A 16,560-nucleotide genomic window follows, 5' to 3' on the forward strand; every position below is an offset into this window, starting at 1 on the left:
GCAGGCGGGGCACACGAATTTCGGCTTTGAAGGGTAGCCAACGAGTCGCCAACCCTCGTGCCCAACCCGCTCGATGGCCCGGTCGGTCCTCTCCCTGATCCGCCTAATCAACTCTTCCGCCGCCATGTCTCCGAGGCTCGCAAGGTCGAGGTCCGACGCACAATCCCTCACGGCCCCGCAGAGTCCGCACTTCAGGGTTCAGAGATGGAAGACGGAGGCGAACCAGTACCCGCTCTCGGAACCGAACGGCGGTTTCCCGTCCCTGCCGAGTTTCTGCGACTCCCGGATCATGCCCGTCGAGCAGAACACCGGATCTTTCCTGATGATCGGGCTGTCGATCCCCACGCCGAAGAAGCAGTCCCCCTTTCTGCCCCCCGTGGCGCTCTGTCCGATCACCAACGTCGGATCCGGCCATGTGGGGTCACTCCCCTGATATTACCAGTGTAGCGAGCGTGATCTGCAGCGACAGAGATGGTCCATCGGCCCGTGGTTCGTCCCCAGAATCCGAACAAAACCCAGTATGCCGAGGCCACTTCGTCCCCAGGCTGCCCGCCCTCGTTTCCACCGTTTCCTACATGGCTGTCTTTGTTCTCTTCCGGCGAACGCTCGGCTACGAGAGCCTAACGTTGAGTTCAGCGGCAGGCGAAGCGAGTCCGCTGCAAAGACGAATTACGCGGCACGGCCAGGTCGCCGCTGGCAACCCTACAGATGGAATGGCGACCTTGTCGGCTCATACCGCATCGCCACCGCCCCCGAGCCGAACTCCATCCGGCTCACGAGCTTTAAGTCGAGAGGCTTCGATATCCCCGCGAACAACGTTGGCCCATGGCCCGCCACTCTGGGATGCACCACGAACTCGTACTCATCGATCAATCCGAGTTCCGCGAGCGCAAGCGGGAGCGTCACACCTCCCAGCAGCAGTCCTTTACCCGACTCCCGCTTAAGCTGCTGAACGGCCTTCGCCAGATCCTCGCGCACGAGTTCCGCGTTCCAATCGACCCGATCCAGGGTGCTCGACACGACGTACTTCCTTGCCGTGTTGATCGTTCGGGCGAAGGGTTGCATCCAGTCGGGCATCGCTCCCGTCGACTCCGGCGACCGAAAGGCTACCTCCATCATTTCATAAGTCACTCGGCCAAAAAGGAGCGCATCGGCCCGGTTGAGGTTCTCGACCGCGTGACGATGCAACTCTTCATCCGGGACAATGGCCCGGTGATCGCAGCATCCGTCCAATGTGACGTTGATGGAGTACCGAAGTGGTCGCATTACGTAAGAGCACCTCCGATATTTCGCGGGCTGGGCAAGTCTAGAGGAGTTAATCGAACACATTCGCAAATTAAAAGACGCGACCGTTTGACGCCCGCGGTTCGGCTCCGGAGTCCGCGGCGTTCGCTGCTGCGCGGTGGTTTGCGACACGCCCACGTCGGTGGCTCGCCCAATGCCACCGAGGGCGAGTTCCCCACACCGCCGACGAGTCCATGATCGGGTCGAAATCCGCAGATCAAACGGAGTACCGAGCACTATTGCTATCGTACTTTCCGCAGGTCCCTCCGACAATATCTCCCGAATTTCGGGGTGGCCAGCCAGCCTTGGGCAGCGAGCGAGAAAAAAGGGGGAGGGGGGGCAGGTTCCGATGAAGCCGGAGTCATACCCGCAGTTCGATCGCATGGAACATGCTGGTCGCCTGACCGGCCGATTCGATACACGAGCAGATAGTTTCGCCCCGCGGCTACGGAAGGCCCGGGGCTTTTCGTGCGTTCGGTCCTCAGACCGCCAACTCCGCTACGGTTGCGACGATAACCACAACCGACTGGCGAGGAACGACGGTCGTGCTTGCCTTGCTCAGGCTTGTGGGTACAATCGTCGCCATGTCTGTCAATGAAATCCTCGCACAGCTTGAGTCCCTCGGCGACAACGCTCGTCGTGCCCACAACACGAAGGCCGGCGCGCCTGACAACCAGTTCGGCGTGAAGCTAGGCGATATCCGCGAGATGGCCAAGAAGATCAAGACCGATCACGCACTGGCCCTCAATCTCTGGGACACCGGCAACGTCGAAGCACAACTCCTCGCCACGCTCATCATCAAGCCCAAGTCGCTCTCCGCTGACGAACTCGACAAGCTGACTCGCTCTACCACTTGCGCACAGGTGGCAGACTGGCTGAACGCTTATGTCGTCGCACAGCATCCCGAGAAGGAAGCGCTGCGTGAGAAGTGGATGATGGCGAAAGATCGCTGGGCCGCCCGCGCGGGCTGGAACTTCACCGCCAGCCGCGTGAACAAGGGCGGTGACGGCCTCGACCTGCCTGCGCTGCTCGTTCGCATCGAGAAGGAGATGCCGAAGGCGATGCCGGAGGTGCAGTGGACGATGAACAACACGCTTGCCGCGATTGGCATCCACCACCCCGAGCACCGCAAGCGGGCAATCGCCATCGGCGAGAAGATCGGCCTGTACCGCGACTGGCCGGTGTCCAAGGGCTGCACGCCCCCCTACGTGCCGGTGTGGGTGGCGGCCATGGTGGCGCGGCAGGGCTGAGGAAAGATGAACATGACGACTGACCCGACACCAAAATGGCACCAAAACATGAACACAACAACCGGCCCTATCCCGAAATGGCAGCGAGTGACCGGCTGGGTGCTTTCGGGCATCCTCGCCTTCCCGTTCCTGCCGAGCGCCTACTTCAAGATCGCCCAGCCCCAGGGTTTCATCGAGGAGTGGACCAAGACCTACCCCGCCGGCTCCGCCCTGCCACTCGGGGTCATCGAACTGACAATGTTCGTCCTCTACCTCATCCCGAAGACCCGCTACCTCGGCGGCCTCGTTATGCTCGCCTACCTGGGCGGCGCAGTGGCGACCCACGTCCAAGCCAAGGACGGGATGTTCTTCGTGCCGGTCATTGTCGGCGTCATCGCATGGCTCGGGCTGTATCTCCGCGACCGCAAGCTCCGCGCCCTCGTGCCGCTCGTGGCCGAGTGAGCTCCTGACGCCTCCCGGTTGCGCCTCCCACCGATCCGTGCGACTCCATGCCGATGGATCGGGGCTCAGCAGGATCGCGCGGAGGACGTACCACGATTGAGGTAAGCGCTCGAAATAACCAGTCTTGTGCCGCCTGACAGCCTGGAAGACGGACCATTTTGTTCGTCCCCCGGAGTCAGACGATGCCACGTACCGCCAATCCTGCTCTCCAAGACCTCTGGCGCCGGCGACGGCATCAGTGGTCCGACAGCGGGCTCACGATCCAGTCAATGAATACGTCACATTCCTAATTCTTGACACTTTCTACGCAAACCAGACTAGATTATTTCTGCATAACAACAACAAATACCCCATATCGCCCAAATAACAGCAATACTAACGAATATCCCCAATAGTGTCGCGCTCATGGGCTCGACCAACTGCCCCTATGGGGGCCTCATGGCTGGGGCTCGAAGTGTACTGGGGATGAGGGCGTCGTGCAATCGTTCCTCGTACTTCACCCGCATCGCCGATTCCCTGATCATGCGGCCATGCTGGATGACGAAAGCCACAGACAGGGCTACGACCACGATGATGGCCATTAACATTCGCGTTGTCATCCGAAACATTCGCACGCGACCACTCCGGGCGAGCAAAAACGGGACATCCCTAACTTTTTACGTGGTCTGCGCAAGCGAGACAAGATTATTTTTGCAGGATACTATGTCATATCTCATCTTGTCTAAATCACAGTAATACTAATGATATATCCCCAATAGCGATCCGCCATATCTACGGGCGACTCAGCGAATGAGGCGATGCTCCCGGACAAGATCATCTCTTCGTGTTCGCGGAGGACCTCAAGGCGACTGCCGAGGCCGAACCGAAGGCCCCGCCGCTCCGAGGAAGCCGCGGCCATCGCGGACGCTGGATTTCAGCCGCCGGCCCCATGTCCGCATCGAACAAGCTGGCAGAGGGTCTTGACGCGCCGAAGCGAGGATGACAAGAGGAGAGAGACACTCGCCAGACTCAAGGTCGTCTGAATTGCTTTGAGGATCGAGCGAGACGGACTGAATTCTTCCTCAAATGTGGCCGTCCGTCATCACGCGGATATCCCGCACGTGAGCAAGTCACCGCCAGCCAGGGCGGCCGGATTTTATGGCGACGGTCCTGGCGCATGACAACTTAGCGGATTGGCCCGGCCTTCCTGAGAGTGATGTCGCGGATCCCTCGCCAGACTTCCCCGTCGTCGCGATTCAGAATGACGATCACCTTGCCGTTGCCTTCGGGCTCATCGACTCTCTTGCGCTGCTTCGCGGTGATGAGCGGATCGTCTGCGAACCAATAATCATTGATCCAATAGCGGAGGCTCCGCCCATAGACACCGGCATGGATGTGAGCCGGAGTGTCGCCGCCTGGGTATGCTCCCGGCCGGATCGTGCGGAACTCGTACCGCCCATCGGCCTTGGTCCGCATCCATCCCTGGAGCCGGGGCTTCGGCGGCTTGCCGTCCTCTTGATCGGGGGAGTAGACCCCCTTGGCGTCGGTCTGGAAGACGTAGAGGGTCACGCCTTCGGCCGGTGTTTTGCCGTCCGGCTGATAGATCGTCCCGGAGATCACCAGCGGCTTGCCTGGCTCCCCCTTGGGGGGAATCGTGATCTTCGCAGGCGGAGCCGACGGGCTATCCGGGACCGGGAATTCGTCCTGAGCCTTGGCGACACCAGCCCCAAAGTATTCCCCAACGAGAACGACGGCGATCAGCAGTGCAGGGAGGAAGCCGTCGCAGTCGTTGAGAGCCCCGGGGAATCGCATGTAGCCCCGATGAGCAGTCGTCGGCATATACATGATGTGAGCCCCCTCGGATAGGAGAGTGCCGGGCCGAGCCCCTTGGGAATGTCCGCCACCGAACTGGTGCGGCTTGGCTATGACACTATTCAATCCCACTCCGGCCCACAACGAAAAATCGTGTCGATCGATTCGAAACCGGACCGTGAACCCAGAGAATCGTACGATGTTTGCGTGATGATGCTCTCGACCTTAGGCGAAGGGAGGGGGCACCGGTGTGGCGGTGCGGATGCCCCCCTCTTTCCGCCCCCCAAACAGATTATGCAAGCAATATACGATTCGCCTCATTATTCGATCCTTCTCGAACCTCAAGAGGAACAGCGACCGCGTTCGAGGGGAGGAACTCGAACGCGTGTGATATTCATGAACACTCGATTAGATGTCTGCGAATCGCCCGCTCAATCCATTCCCGAATGATAGTCGCCGCGACACCTGTTCGCGAACAGCGCCCGGGGCCTTATGGGGACGGGAGCTTCCCCTCGACCTGACGACGCCATTGCGGATACTCCGTCTCAACGAGTGCGAGCGGCCACGAGCCATACCAGGCGGTGCCCGTTCGGCGCTCGCGTTCGATCTCGGCCAAGGCGTACTTCTTGATTCCGTCGCGGCCGGCGAAGACAGGCCGGTTGGAACCGATCTCGTAGTGGCGGGCCCAGAGGGGCCTGGCCTTCGGGTCGGTGACAATGACGGTGTCGAAATCGGCGGAGTGGCGCAAAAACTCCTCGCGAGGCGCTTTCACTTTTTGCACGCGAACACCGAGCAATTTGACCCGGGTGAGCCAATCCACCGCCCCCTCAACCGAGGCCAAGACCGCCGGACTCGGCGCCTTCGAACGGATCAGTAACCGGACGATCTCGGCCGTTTCCTGAGGGCAGAGTGAAGCAAGTTCGAAGGTACGGGCAGAACGGGGCTCAAAGGTCGTCTCGTCGTGCTGCTGGCACCAACCCGTCAATGCTCCGCCTTCGCGGATCTGGCAGTTCAAAATGCAGCCAATTCCTCGTTGCACGGCCTGGCGAGCGCGCTGGCGCCGGCTTACGTCGAGCCAACGGAAATGCGCGGCTCCTTCGGCGGCGTCATCAAGGACTTCCAGAATGCCGATCATGACTCCGTCATTGAAGGTAATATGTCCATGAAATTCTTTCGGGTTCGGAAACCGTTGCGGAAAGCCGCCGTTGGGATATTGTGAGGCCAGCAGGAAATCAAGGCCGCGTTCACAGGCCAGACGCCAGGCCGGTTCCTCCGCCTGGGCAACGGCTCGTGCCAGGTAGTCCACTTGCGAGTGGATGTTGCCATTGTCGTACGAGGTGTCCGATCGGGAGCGGGTTGCCAGGACTTCCTTCCGTTGATCGGCCGTCAGAACCGCGGTCATGTCGAAGTCCTTCGGCCAGCCGCCGTTGTCGCGTTGAAAGAGCAGGAGATTCGCCACGATCTCGCGCACCTGGCTGGGCGAGTAGGCCGGCTGTCCGGGATTGGCCTGGATGAAACGTCCCGCGTCGCGGATGTTCCGCCAGTGATGCGCACTGCTCTGGAACCCATCCACCGAGATCGCCTTCCACTCTTCCGCGTTTTGAACCGCCCCATGAACCAAGCTGGCATCGCACGTTTGCGTGAGCAAAGATGGGCCATAAATTGCCGGTAGCAGAACTGTTCCGCTGAGAGCGACAACGGCCAGGGCGTTTCTAAGAAGACAGTGGCGCGGCATGGTTGTCTCGACCCTCTGACAGCCTGATTTGATCAACCGTCCCAAATTTTATCCCGAGGACGCGGAGGCTAACAGAAATGTTGAGGGCGAGCGAAAGAACTTTGTCACCTTTCCTCGAGGTCACGCCACTGATTTGCAGAGGTGCCGGACGGGCCCCTTTTCGCTAAGTTTGCCAGGACGTTAACCAAGGGACGGACATGAAGATTCCCGGACTGAAGCCACATTTGCCCGACTCGGACCTGTGGCGACTCGTCTGCCAGGGAGACGCGGACGCGTTCGAAGTCCTGGTGGGACGGTATCAGTCGCTGGTCTCCGCCGTGGCGTACAACGTTTGTGGCAACGTTGCGCTCAGCGAGGACGTGGCCCAGGAAACCTTCTGGGCGGCCTGGCGTGAGCGGGCCTCGCTCGTGCAGCCGGATCGCCTCCGCCCCTGGCTCTGCGGGATCGCGCGAAATCTCGGAAAGAACGCCTGGAGCAAGGCCTCGCGAGCGTCGGGGAGGGCCACCTCGCTCGAGTTGAACGACATGTCTGAACCGACGACCAACGAGCCAGGGCCCGTGGAAGAGGTGGTCTCCCGGGAAGAAGAATCGCTCGTCTGGGAGGCGCTCGAGCAGATCCCCGAAGCCTACCGGGAACCGCTGATCCTCTACTACCGCGACGACCAGGCCGTGGCCGACATCGCCGCGGCGCTCGAACTCAGCGAAGAGGCGGTCAGGCAACGGCTCTCACGGGGACGAGGAATGCTCCGCGAGCGCGTGGCAGGCCTGGTCGAGAACGGACTCCGGCGGACCCGGCCGGGTCGTGGGTTCACCGTCGCCGTCATGGCCGGCCTGACCGCCCACTCGGCCGGCACAAAAGCCGCGGTCGCCGGCGCGGCGGCGGCCGGGGCCGCGAAGGGGGCAGGGGGGGGCGGGCTCGCGGGCGGCCTGATTAGTGGTCTCCTCGGTCCTCTGGTCGGCCTGCTGGGAGGGTGGCTCGGTTGCTGGCTGCCGGCTCAAGTCGCCCGCACGAAGGTTGAACGCGACCTCATGCTGCGGAGCGGCCGACGCATCCTCATGGCCTCGATCGCCTTCGCGGCCGGCGTTTATGGGTTGGCGCGGATGCCGAGCCGCATGTCTCCGCCGGCCTACCTGATCGCCTTGGGGACGGGCTACCTCCTGTTCATGGCCTACGTCGGGTTCGAGTCGATCCGCATGGTCCGGAAGGTCAAACGCGTGCTGGCCGCGCCGGGTGTGGCCCACGAACCCAACGACACCGCCATGAGCGTCGGACTCAAGGCCCTCTCGGCCCGGTTCCGGGGCCGTGTCTTCCGGAGCCGGATCGAATTCCTCGGGTATCCGCTGGTCGATATCAACGTCAGTGACCCACGGCCATCGACCGACCCCGGCGATCTCACCACGGGCCGCCGCGTGGCACGCGGCTGGGTCGCGATCGGCGACGACGCCCACGGCCTCTTGCTGGCCATCGGCTCGAAGGCTCGAGCGGCCGTCGCGATCGGGGGCCGAACGGTTGGCGTGGTCAGTCTCGGCGGGATCGCGGTCGGCCTCATCGCCGGCGGCGGAGTCGCGTTGGGGCTCGTAGGGGTTGGCGGCCTCGGCCTCGGTGTCTTCGCGGTGGGGGGAGCCGCGTTGGGCTGGCAGGCGTGTGGCGGAGCGGCCCTCGCCTGGAACGTTGCGAGTGGTGGAGGCGCGGCCGCCTGGCACGCCGCCATCGGGGGAGTGGCCATCGCCCACGAGTATGCCGTGGGGGGCAAAGCCTGGGCTCGGCACGCCAACGATGAGGCCGCCAAGGCGCTCCTCCTCGACCATCCGCTCATCCAGGGCATGCAATGGTACATCGCCCATTCGGGCTGGGTTACGGCCGGAATCGTTGGGCTCAGCCTGTTGATCCCCCTCGCCATCCTTCCGCTGATGTACCGTCGCGACCGGGCGAACTGACGTGATGACAAGTGGCACCCTGTCCCTCCCCATACGGCAAAGGAGACTTTCGGATGCGATTCTGTCAATGGGCACCCCTCCTCTTGGTCTCGCTCGCCTGTACCGCCCACTCCGACGGGGAGGAGTCGGACACGAAAGAGGCCGTTCCGAAACGGGTCCAATTGGCAAACGGCCTGACAGCGATCGTCCGTCCGATCGAAGGCGCCAAGGAAATTGCGATGGTCGTGCTCTACAAGGTCGGTGGAGACCACGACCCCGAAGGGCGATCGGGAATGGCCCATTTGATTGAGCACGTCTACATTACTGGCGCAGCCGGCACGGGGCAATCGAGAACGGCCAAGGAGTTCTTCGGGCGGTATCGCTCGGGTTGCAACGCACAGACGGGAGACCGCTACACCGTCGTGGCGACCGTGTTCCCCCAAGCCGACCTCAACGAAGAGCTGCGCGAGGCGGCCGCTCGGATGGGAGATCTTCGCCTGACAGCCCTGGACCTCGACCGCGAGCGACCACGCGTCCTCGATGAAGTGGCCAACATGTTTGGCCGGATCCCTTCCCTCGGCGCTCTCAATCAGGCGCGTGAGCTCATCCGGCCCACGCCGCAAGGAGGCCGAAAGGGGGGACGACCCGAGCACCTCTCCGCCATCACGTTGGACGAGGTTCGATTGCGCTACGAGTCCTTCTATAAGCCGAGAAACGCGATCCTCGTCCTGGCCGGGGGAATCGATCCGGCCACGGCCGTCGCCTCGATCGAGGAGTCGTTCGCCAAGCTCCCATCAGGCCAGGAGATTCCTCCCCCTGCCGAACCCGGTCCGCCCAAATTCGGCGCGTCGCAAGAGCTGGCAGTCGGGCATCCGCAGGCTCAGCCTGAGGTTTGCCTCGCTTACAAGGCCCCCGATCCGGCCAGCGATCTCTACGCGCCATTCCTCGTGCTCGTGAGCCGACTGTGGACAGGTTCCTCGAAGCTCGATGGCGAGCCCGGCCGGAATCCCATTCACTTTCCCGTGCTCGATGACCCCGCCGTGCTGAGCGTCACAGCCCGCTTGAAGCGTGGAGAGACTCACCGCCAAACGCGCGATCGCCTGGAAAACTTCGTGGCCGAAGCCGCCAAGCCAGCACTGGGCCCCAACGAAGCGGCCGCCGCCCAGCAGACGTTCGGATTCTTCCTGGGGACGGCCAGCCTCCCCGACGCTCTGCTCATGACCAATCTCTACGGAGTGGCGTTCTCACTCGCTCGACGCGAACAGTCCGGAATCGACTCGGCCCGACTCACTCAAGCGTTGGGGACCGTGACGGAACAAGACCTCCGCCGTGCCGCGAAGGAAATCTTCGCGCATGACCGAAGTGCGGCCGCATTGATCACAAAAAATCCATAAACAATCAATCGTCAGTAACATCGTCACGGCTTCGCCAACCCATTCCGGGGCGAGAGTTCGATCGCCCCGAGCACAAGGGCCACTGGGTTATGCTTCGCCGGCCCGGGCAATTCTTCTGACGACCTCGATGATCCGAGGGAGGGCCGCCTCGATCTCGGCTTCGGTGGTGGCGGCTCCCAGGCTGAAGCGGACCGAGGAGCGGAGGCGGTCGTCGGGGACGCGCATCGCCACCAGGGTGGGCGAGGGGCGAGTCGAGCCGCTGGCACAGGCGGAGCCGAGCGAGGCGGCGATGCCGGCCAGGTCGAGCTGCATGAGCAGGGCGTCGCCGTCGAGGCCGGTGAGGCCCAGGTTCAAGGTCTGCGGCAGGCGCTGGGAGTCGTCGTGTGGGCCGTTGCGGATGACGCGATCGGGGCCGAGCGCGGCGATCAGGCCCGACTCGAGCCGGTCGCGGAGGTCCCGCCAACGGGCCTGGCGGGCGTCGGATTCAGCCTGCCAACATTCGAGGGCCCGGGCCAGGCCGACGGCCAAGGGGACGGCCACGGTTCCCGGCCGCCGCCCCTGCTGCTGGCCACCGCCAAACAGGCGTGAGCCAAGCTTGATCCCCTGACGGACCAGGAGCAGGCCGACGCCGACCGGCCCGTGAAACTTGTGAGCGCTGGCCGCCAGGGTGGCGACCCCCAAGCCATGGAAGTCGACCGGGATCCGGCCGACGGCCTGCACAGCGTCGGTGTGGACCGGAATTCCCCGCGCCTCGGCCAGGCTCGCCAGACGGGCGACTGGTTCGATCGCGCCGGTCTCGTTGTTGGCGAGCATCAAGGTCGCCAGCCGCGTCTCCGCGCGGAAAGTGGCGGCCATTTTCTCGGCGTCGGCCAGTCCCTCGGCGTTCACGGCCGGGCGATCGACGGCGAATCCGGCCACTTCGAGACGAGCGATCGGTTCGGCGATGGCCGGGTGCTCGATCGGGCTGGAGACGACGTGGCCAGGATCCCCCTCAGCGCCTGCGAGGCCGAAGATCGCCAGGTTGTTCGCTTCGGTCCCCCCCGAGGTGAAGATCACCTCCCCCGGCTCGGCCCCCAAGATCCGGGCGACCGAATCCTTGGCCTCCTCCCAACCGCGTCTCGCCGCGCGGCCGTAAGCGTGCCGGCTCTCGGCATTGCCCGGCGACAGCCAGTAGGGCTGCATCGCCTCGAGAACCTCGGGGGCGATGGCCGTCGTCGCATTGTGGTCGAGATAGATCGGTTGCGGCATCACTTGCGCGGGCGTTTTAAGCCAGATCCAAAGAGAAAGAGCCGAGAGTCATCCATCAGCCCACGCAGCGAAGCGTCAGCACCAGGCCGACAACGAACAAGGGAATGCCGATCAGATAGAGGGGCCCGGCCCAGAGGGCGACCCCCACCACCATCAACACAAATCCGAACGCCAACCCTGACAGTCGGCCCAGGGTCTCGACAACCCAGACCACCAGCCGGAAGGGAAGCGTCACGACCGACCAAATAGCTCCAAACACATTCTCCAACATGGTTTTCAACCTAACACACCGGAGCGCTCGAGGGAACCTTGATCTCGCGAAAGGCCGAGCGCAATAGTGCCCGCTCGCCCTGGGCCTCGAACGAGAACGGGACCGGCTCCTCCCCAGAAGTGAGGCGCCGGTCCCGAGATTTGGCGACGTTTGCGCACGGGCGGGCGCCTTACTTCTTCTCTTTCGGCACGTTCTCGGGGGGCGGCTGAATCGTCACCTTGTCCTTGGCCCCTGGGATCGTGGGCATGCTGGCCGGTTCGGGGAAGGCCGACTCGGGGATGTCCTTCAAGTCCTTCTTGCGATCCTTCTGGGCCAGGATCGAGTAGCGCTTCTCCCCCTTCGAACCGATTTCGTACCGGCCCCAATAGGCCTGCGTGCTCGGGTTGTAGTAGTAGATGTAGTTGGTCTGCGACGGGTAGTAGATGCAGTAGTGATAGTCGTAGGTCGTCTGGGTCGGCACCGTCTGGTAGTAATAGTTCACATAGTAGTAGCTATTTGCCTGGCTGTAGTTCCAGGTCGTATCGTAGTACTGGCGAAGGCCCTGGGCGAACGTGACGGCCGGGGCGATCGCGATCCCAATCGCGAATGCCAGGCCAAGGCCAAGTCTGAGTCCTGGTCTCGAAATCTTCGTCGACTTCATGGCGTTCTCCTTCGGGTCTGGGTCTACGAGGGAAGGGTCAGAGCCGATTTCAATCAGGGACAACACAGAAGCGAATCATAAATTCCCTCACGCTTTCAATCATTTCAATTTTCCGCAAATTCCGTGGTGAGGTAACTGACTTTCAAGGCTTCCCGCCGGGCAGGTCTTTCGGATCTTCTTCCTTGTTGTAGCGAACACTTACCGAGGAACGAAGCCGACCAACGTCGCGCACCACTTCGACAAGTTTGAAGTCCACCGGCGGTCCCTTGCCGGTGGCGTCGCCGCTGCGGCCCCCCTTCCTGCCGGGCGCTTCGTCGTCGGGGGGCTCCGCGTCTTTGGCCCAGGCGGCGGCGAACGACGCGGTGATCGTGCCCACGGATTGGGAGTTGGACAACGCCTCGGCGACCGCGCTCTTGGAGTATTCGGTCACCTGAAACGAGTCGGACACCTGGTTCGTCCGGTGCCAGCCCGGGACCAGCAGTGACTGTTTGCTCGGCACAATGTAATGGGTGTAATTCTTATTTTCGCTGAAGGCAAAGATGTTCAAACCATCGATCGTCACGGTCACAGCCGCGTCATGGGGGGAGTCGTTGATCAACTTGATGGCGTAGATCTCGCTCCGGCGGATCTTCAAAAAGGCGAGTCCGTCTTCGTCCTTGGACGCGGCCCGGGGCCGATAACCCTCGTTCGTCTTGACCTGGATCTCGATCGCGTAGGGGCTGTCGGTGGCGGCCGAGATCCGGGTGCTAGCCAGGTGGACCTCGGGCTGGTCGAGCGCATCGGCCAAGGCTTCATTCCGTTCCGCGTCGGTGCCGTCGGCGGGCATCGTCACGGTCACGCCAGTCAACGAGGCGATGGTCGTGATGTTGAAGATCGCCCTCGGCTCGAGCGTCAGGACCTCGTCGCCGGAATGGTCGACGATGTGGGCCTTGATCTGGACTGCGAGCAGCTTGGTGTCCTTATCGTCGACGTCCTGGTAGCGGCCGTTGACCTCGAGCTCGGCCCGGCGCTTCACGGTGACACCCAGCGTCTTGAGCTCTTCGGCCAGGCACTTGGCGATCGCGGGACCCGCGCTTGCGGCCAGCTTCGCCGGAGCGGTAAAGTCTCCGACGGCGATCGCATCCAGCCCCTTCTGATCCAGGAGCAGCTTGATCTTCTTGGCCATCTCGGCCAGCTCTTTATTCAAGTCGCTGGCCGCCCGTGCGGGCCTGGATGCGAACGCAGACACGGCCAGAAGAATCACAAGAAAAAGAATGCGAATCTTCATGTAATGCCGGCTGGGGTATCGGAGCATCTCCTACCTCTCGAGTAAGGATTGGGATGATGAGGCGGTTTCTCAAATGTCTGGGGTACAGCGGGCCCGAGCGTACGCAAACAGGCGGAAACCACACCACGCCAGTCAGATCGTCACGATCATTCAATAGGCGCGATAAGGGGTTCCGAAGCCGAGTTCGTGGGCGACATCCTGAAACGTCGAGATGGCGCGGCCCTCGAGCGAGTCCCAATCCGTCCGTTTGATCGCGGCTCCTGAAAGCAGTGGCGCGAGGCCGAGCTGGCGAAGTTTCTTGTTCGCGCGAATGATGGCGACCAGCTCTTTGGGATCGCTCACGCCGAACTCGGCGGCCACATCCTCGGGGCCAAGATCCTTGAGATACGCGCGTGCCACCGCTCCGACCGCCTCGGGGAAGTCGCGGATCGACTTCTCCTGATCTTCCCCTTGGATGAGGAAGGCCCCGGTCGCTTCTTCGAGGGCCGCAAGATAGCGGTTCTGGTCCTTGGTGATGAAACGATCCATCGCCGCTTTCTCGGGGTAGAGCATTTCGACTTTCTCCGCGGCTGCGCCTGCGACGGCCAGGCCCTCGCGGATCGTGTCCTTGAACGGGACGATCCCCAACTGGTGGCAGGCCATGCAGGAGAGTCCGGGGACGATCGCCGAGGTGCCCGCCGTCTTGAGCGCATCGCCCACGACCTCGATCGGGCCAACGTCGATCCGTTGGTCTTTGTGATCGACCAGGACGTAGCCCTGCAAGCCGTTGGGGAGGTTGAAGACGATCTCTCCCCCGGCATGCTCGAACGCCTGGCGTGCGTACGGGTTCCCTTCGAAAACAGGGCCCAGGGGGAACCGGAACAGGTTGCCGGTCCCCTCGTTCTTTTTGAAGTCGTAGCTCTTCCAGTAAGCACCGTAGCTCGCCGGATGCCGGTCGACCAGCCGGTTCTGACTGGAGACCCCGCTGGTCGCAAAACCGGCCCGCACCAGCTTGTTGCGGAGGAAGTCAGCGCAAGCGTCAACGCCAAGCTTCTTCTCTAAGACTTGAAGATTTTCCGGAATCTCGAGAAGTGCATGATAGAGCGGCGGTCGCGAGGCATTGGCCACGAACCAGTCGGCCCGGACGTAGGGCATGGAGGTTTGGGCCAGTGCGTAGACCTCCTTGGCCGCATCCCGGGTGGCCTGGTCCTCCCCCTTGTCGTGCTTCAAGCCATAGGGATAGTGGCTGAGCAATTCGTTCCAGCGGTCATGTTCATCCCAGCCGACGTCGCGGAGGTCGATGGCGAAGACGGTCTGCTCGCGGTCGATGGCCTTCGGCACGGCGATGTCCGGCTTCCAGCTCAAGCTGTTGATCAGCTTCGCGACGGCGGCCCTGGCCAGTCTGAGGTCGTCGTCGCTGATCGACTTGTTGTTGTAGAGGTTGTGGATCGTGAAGAAGCGGCGGAAGGCGCGATCGGTCTCGCGCAACGGTCGAAGGTGGTCGCGAATGGCGACGAGGATTTCCTGCTCTCCCTTACGCGGGCGGTCGACCGGGTTCGCGGTCGGGAACGTGGCGCCGGCCTCGATCCAGCGACCGATCAGGGCTCGGTCCGCGTCGGAGAGCTTGGGCCCCGAGGGGGGCATGTCTTTCTCGACACCCACACGCTCCCACATCGCCGATTCGTCAGGCTTGCCGGAGACGACGTAGGGCTGCTCCTCCTCGCCCCTGTTGGCGACCAGGATATCGTGGTCGAGCACGTTGAATCCAGGGACCTCGAAGCGGACGCCGTGGCATCGGTAGCAATACTTCTTGAGCAGGCCCTGAGCCTTGACGGCCAGGTCCGCCGCGGATTCAGGCGTCCGCGGGGTCGCCAGGGCCGCAAGCTGGAGAGGCTCGCGATCGCGGTCCGGAGGCGCGGAAACAGGCGGAGGCGAGGCAGGGGGGGGCCGGCGATCGACCGGGGAATCCGCAACCTCGGCCGGAGGTTGACTCGATCCCGCGGCATCCGTTGGGGGTGGGGAATCCTCCGGGGCCGCCGGTGGCTCGGGCTTGAGCGCAGAGCGAGCGAGCGACGGCGGTGAAGGAGAAGACGTGGAAAGTGTGTCACTTGAAGCCAGGGGCGCAAGTGTGCCCTCGGCCGGTCGAGAGACGGCTTCGGCCGGTTGCGAGGCGACCGGGGAGAGAGGAGCCTTTCCTGGGCGAAGAAGCGGCAAGAGCGCGAAGGCGATGCCCCCGGCCAAGATCGCCGCGATCCCGCCCCCGATGAGTCGGTTTCGCCAGGGGTGAGCAGGAGCAGGCGACCCGATGTCGGCTCGCTGCGTTGTCCCCTGCGCCTGATATAACGACTGGGTCCGGGAGTCCAGCGACGACGGTTGGTGCGAACTCAACGCGAGCCGCGTCTCCGAAGCCGTCTCGAGCCGGCTCGGGGCCACGGTCATGGGCAGTGGGCCGACGGCTCCGTGCGCCGGCGACGATTCTTCGTGCAGGACGGCGGCCTGAAGCGCCCGCACAAAGGCGCGACAGTTCGGCCAGCGATCGTCGGGCTCTTTCGCCAGGGAGCGGGTGACCACTCTCTGCTCCGGCTCGGGCAGGCCGGACAAGTCGGCGAGTTGGTGCAGGTGCGCATAGATGACCTGGCTGATCGAATCGCCCCGAAAGGGGAGTCGACCGGTCCGGAGATGGCAATAGGTCATGGCCAACGAGTACTGATCGGTCTGCTGACACATCCGGCCGTCGAGCACTTCGGGCGCGACGTAGTGCGGTGACATGTTCCCCGTATGCTCCCCGGCGCGGCCCTCGAGAATCTTGGCCACGCCGAAGTCCGCCAGCCGGGTCGAGCCGCCGACGAGAAAGATGTTGTGCGGCTTGATATCGCGATGCTGCACCCCGACCTTGCGGCCGTCGCCCGCCTCGTGCCGAGGTTCGTTGAGGTAATCGACAGCGCTTGCCATCTCGTCCATGTAGCCCATGAGTTCGTCGCGAGGTAGGCCGGGGAGTCCCTGCTCACGGCACTCGCGCAGTCGATCCCACAGGCTCTTTTCACAGAGTGGCATGGCGATCACCAGGTAGTCCTCCACTCGGGCAGCGAACTGAATGTCGAGCAAATGGGGATGCCGGATGTTGCTGACGATTTCCAGGGCCCGTTCTTCGGGGCCGGCTTCCTGAGGATTCACGCGAACGAACTTCATGGCGACCCGGATGCCACCGGGGGCCACCGCTTCCCAGACCTCGCCAAATCCTCCACGGCCCAGCAACCGGGAAAGGGAATAGCCGGGAACAGGCATCACGCCAGGGGCAAGGCTGAGGGTCATGAGCAAATTCTCTCTGACGAAGCGTCCCGTCT

General features: G+C 63.0%; 13 protein-coding genes. 4 read left to right on the forward strand and 9 right to left on the reverse strand.

The window, feature by feature from the left end; translation table 11 throughout:
• Window positions 1-198: 198 nt before the first annotated feature.
• Window positions 199-396 carry a hypothetical protein gene (locus tag V5E97_RS04490; protein WP_406698088.1) on the reverse strand — a complete coding sequence of 66 codons (198 nt, stop codon included), beginning with the start codon at window positions 394-396 and terminating at the stop codon, window positions 199-201.
• A 306-nt stretch (window positions 397-702) separates the two neighbouring features.
• Window positions 703-1,266 (reverse strand): dihydrofolate reductase family protein, encoded by a 564-nt coding sequence (locus tag V5E97_RS04495; protein ID WP_406698089.1) that lies wholly within the window; start codon window positions 1,264-1,266, stop codon window positions 703-705.
• A gap of 563 nt (window positions 1,267-1,829) precedes the next feature.
• On the opposite strand from V5E97_RS04495, the gene V5E97_RS04500 reads away from it, so the two are divergent.
• Both V5E97_RS04500 and V5E97_RS04505 read left to right on the forward strand, forming a co-directional pair.
• Window positions 1,830-2,534, forward strand: a complete 705-nt coding sequence (locus V5E97_RS04500) for a DNA alkylation repair protein (RefSeq protein WP_406698090.1) — start codon at window positions 1,830-1,832, stop codon at window positions 2,532-2,534.
• A gap of 12 nt (window positions 2,535-2,546) precedes the next feature.
• Window positions 2,547-2,975, forward strand: coding sequence for a DoxX family protein (locus V5E97_RS04505; RefSeq protein ID WP_406698091.1), 429 nt, complete (start codon window positions 2,547-2,549; stop codon window positions 2,973-2,975).
• Window positions 2,976-4,139: 1,164 nt separating this feature from the next.
• Here the strand turns inward: V5E97_RS04505 and V5E97_RS04510 are convergent.
• Together V5E97_RS04510 and pelA are read right to left on the reverse strand one after the other, a co-directional pair.
• Window positions 4,140-4,799 carry a dioxygenase family protein gene (locus V5E97_RS04510; RefSeq protein WP_406698092.1) on the reverse strand — a complete coding sequence of 220 codons (660 nt, stop codon included), beginning with the start codon at window positions 4,797-4,799 and terminating at the stop codon, window positions 4,140-4,142.
• A 457-nt stretch (window positions 4,800-5,256) separates the two neighbouring features.
• Complete coding sequence (gene pelA / locus V5E97_RS04515) at window positions 5,257-6,501, reverse strand: pectate lyase (protein ID WP_406698093.1); 1,245 nt, start codon at window positions 6,499-6,501, stop codon at window positions 5,257-5,259.
• A 197-nt stretch (window positions 6,502-6,698) separates the two neighbouring features.
• On the opposite strand from pelA, the gene V5E97_RS04520 reads away from it, so the two are divergent.
• Window positions 6,699-8,438, forward strand: coding sequence for an RNA polymerase sigma factor (locus tag V5E97_RS04520; RefSeq protein ID WP_406698094.1), 1,740 nt, complete (start codon window positions 6,699-6,701; stop codon window positions 8,436-8,438).
• Window positions 8,439-8,491: 53 nt separating this feature from the next.
• Window positions 8,492-9,811: a M16 family metallopeptidase gene (locus tag V5E97_RS04525; protein ID WP_406698095.1), complete on the forward strand. Its 1,320-nt coding sequence runs from the start codon at window positions 8,492-8,494 to the stop codon at window positions 9,809-9,811.
• Between the two features lie 87 nt (window positions 9,812-9,898).
• Here the strand turns inward: V5E97_RS04525 and V5E97_RS04530 are convergent, their stop codons facing one another.
• From V5E97_RS04530 to V5E97_RS04550, 5 genes are all read right to left on the reverse strand, one after another.
• Window positions 9,899-11,059, reverse strand: coding sequence for a cysteine desulfurase family protein (locus tag V5E97_RS04530; RefSeq protein ID WP_406698096.1), 1,161 nt, complete (start codon window positions 11,057-11,059; stop codon window positions 9,899-9,901).
• Between the two features lie 55 nt (window positions 11,060-11,114).
• Window positions 11,115-11,330, reverse strand: a complete 216-nt coding sequence (locus V5E97_RS04535) for a hypothetical protein (RefSeq protein WP_406698097.1) — start codon at window positions 11,328-11,330, stop codon at window positions 11,115-11,117.
• A 169-nt stretch (window positions 11,331-11,499) separates the two neighbouring features.
• Window positions 11,500-11,970 carry a hypothetical protein gene (locus tag V5E97_RS04540; RefSeq protein ID WP_406698098.1) on the reverse strand — a complete coding sequence of 157 codons (471 nt, stop codon included), beginning with the start codon at window positions 11,968-11,970 and terminating at the stop codon, window positions 11,500-11,502.
• A 142-nt stretch (window positions 11,971-12,112) separates the two neighbouring features.
• The gene (locus tag V5E97_RS04545; RefSeq protein WP_406698099.1) at window positions 12,113-13,264 is read right to left on the reverse strand and encodes a hypothetical protein; all 1,152 of its coding nucleotides are present in this window, start codon (window positions 13,262-13,264) and stop codon (window positions 12,113-12,115) included.
• Window positions 13,265-13,387: 123 nt separating this feature from the next.
• Window positions 13,388-16,528, reverse strand: a complete 3,141-nt coding sequence (locus V5E97_RS04550; RefSeq protein WP_406698100.1) for a protein kinase domain-containing protein — start codon at window positions 16,526-16,528, stop codon at window positions 13,388-13,390.
• Window positions 16,529-16,560 lie beyond the last annotated feature (32 nt).

Source organism: Singulisphaera photorubra, from assembly GCF_045290345.1.
In the GTDB taxonomy this organism is placed as follows: Bacteria; Planctomycetota; Planctomycetia; order Isosphaerales; family Isosphaeraceae; genus Singulisphaera.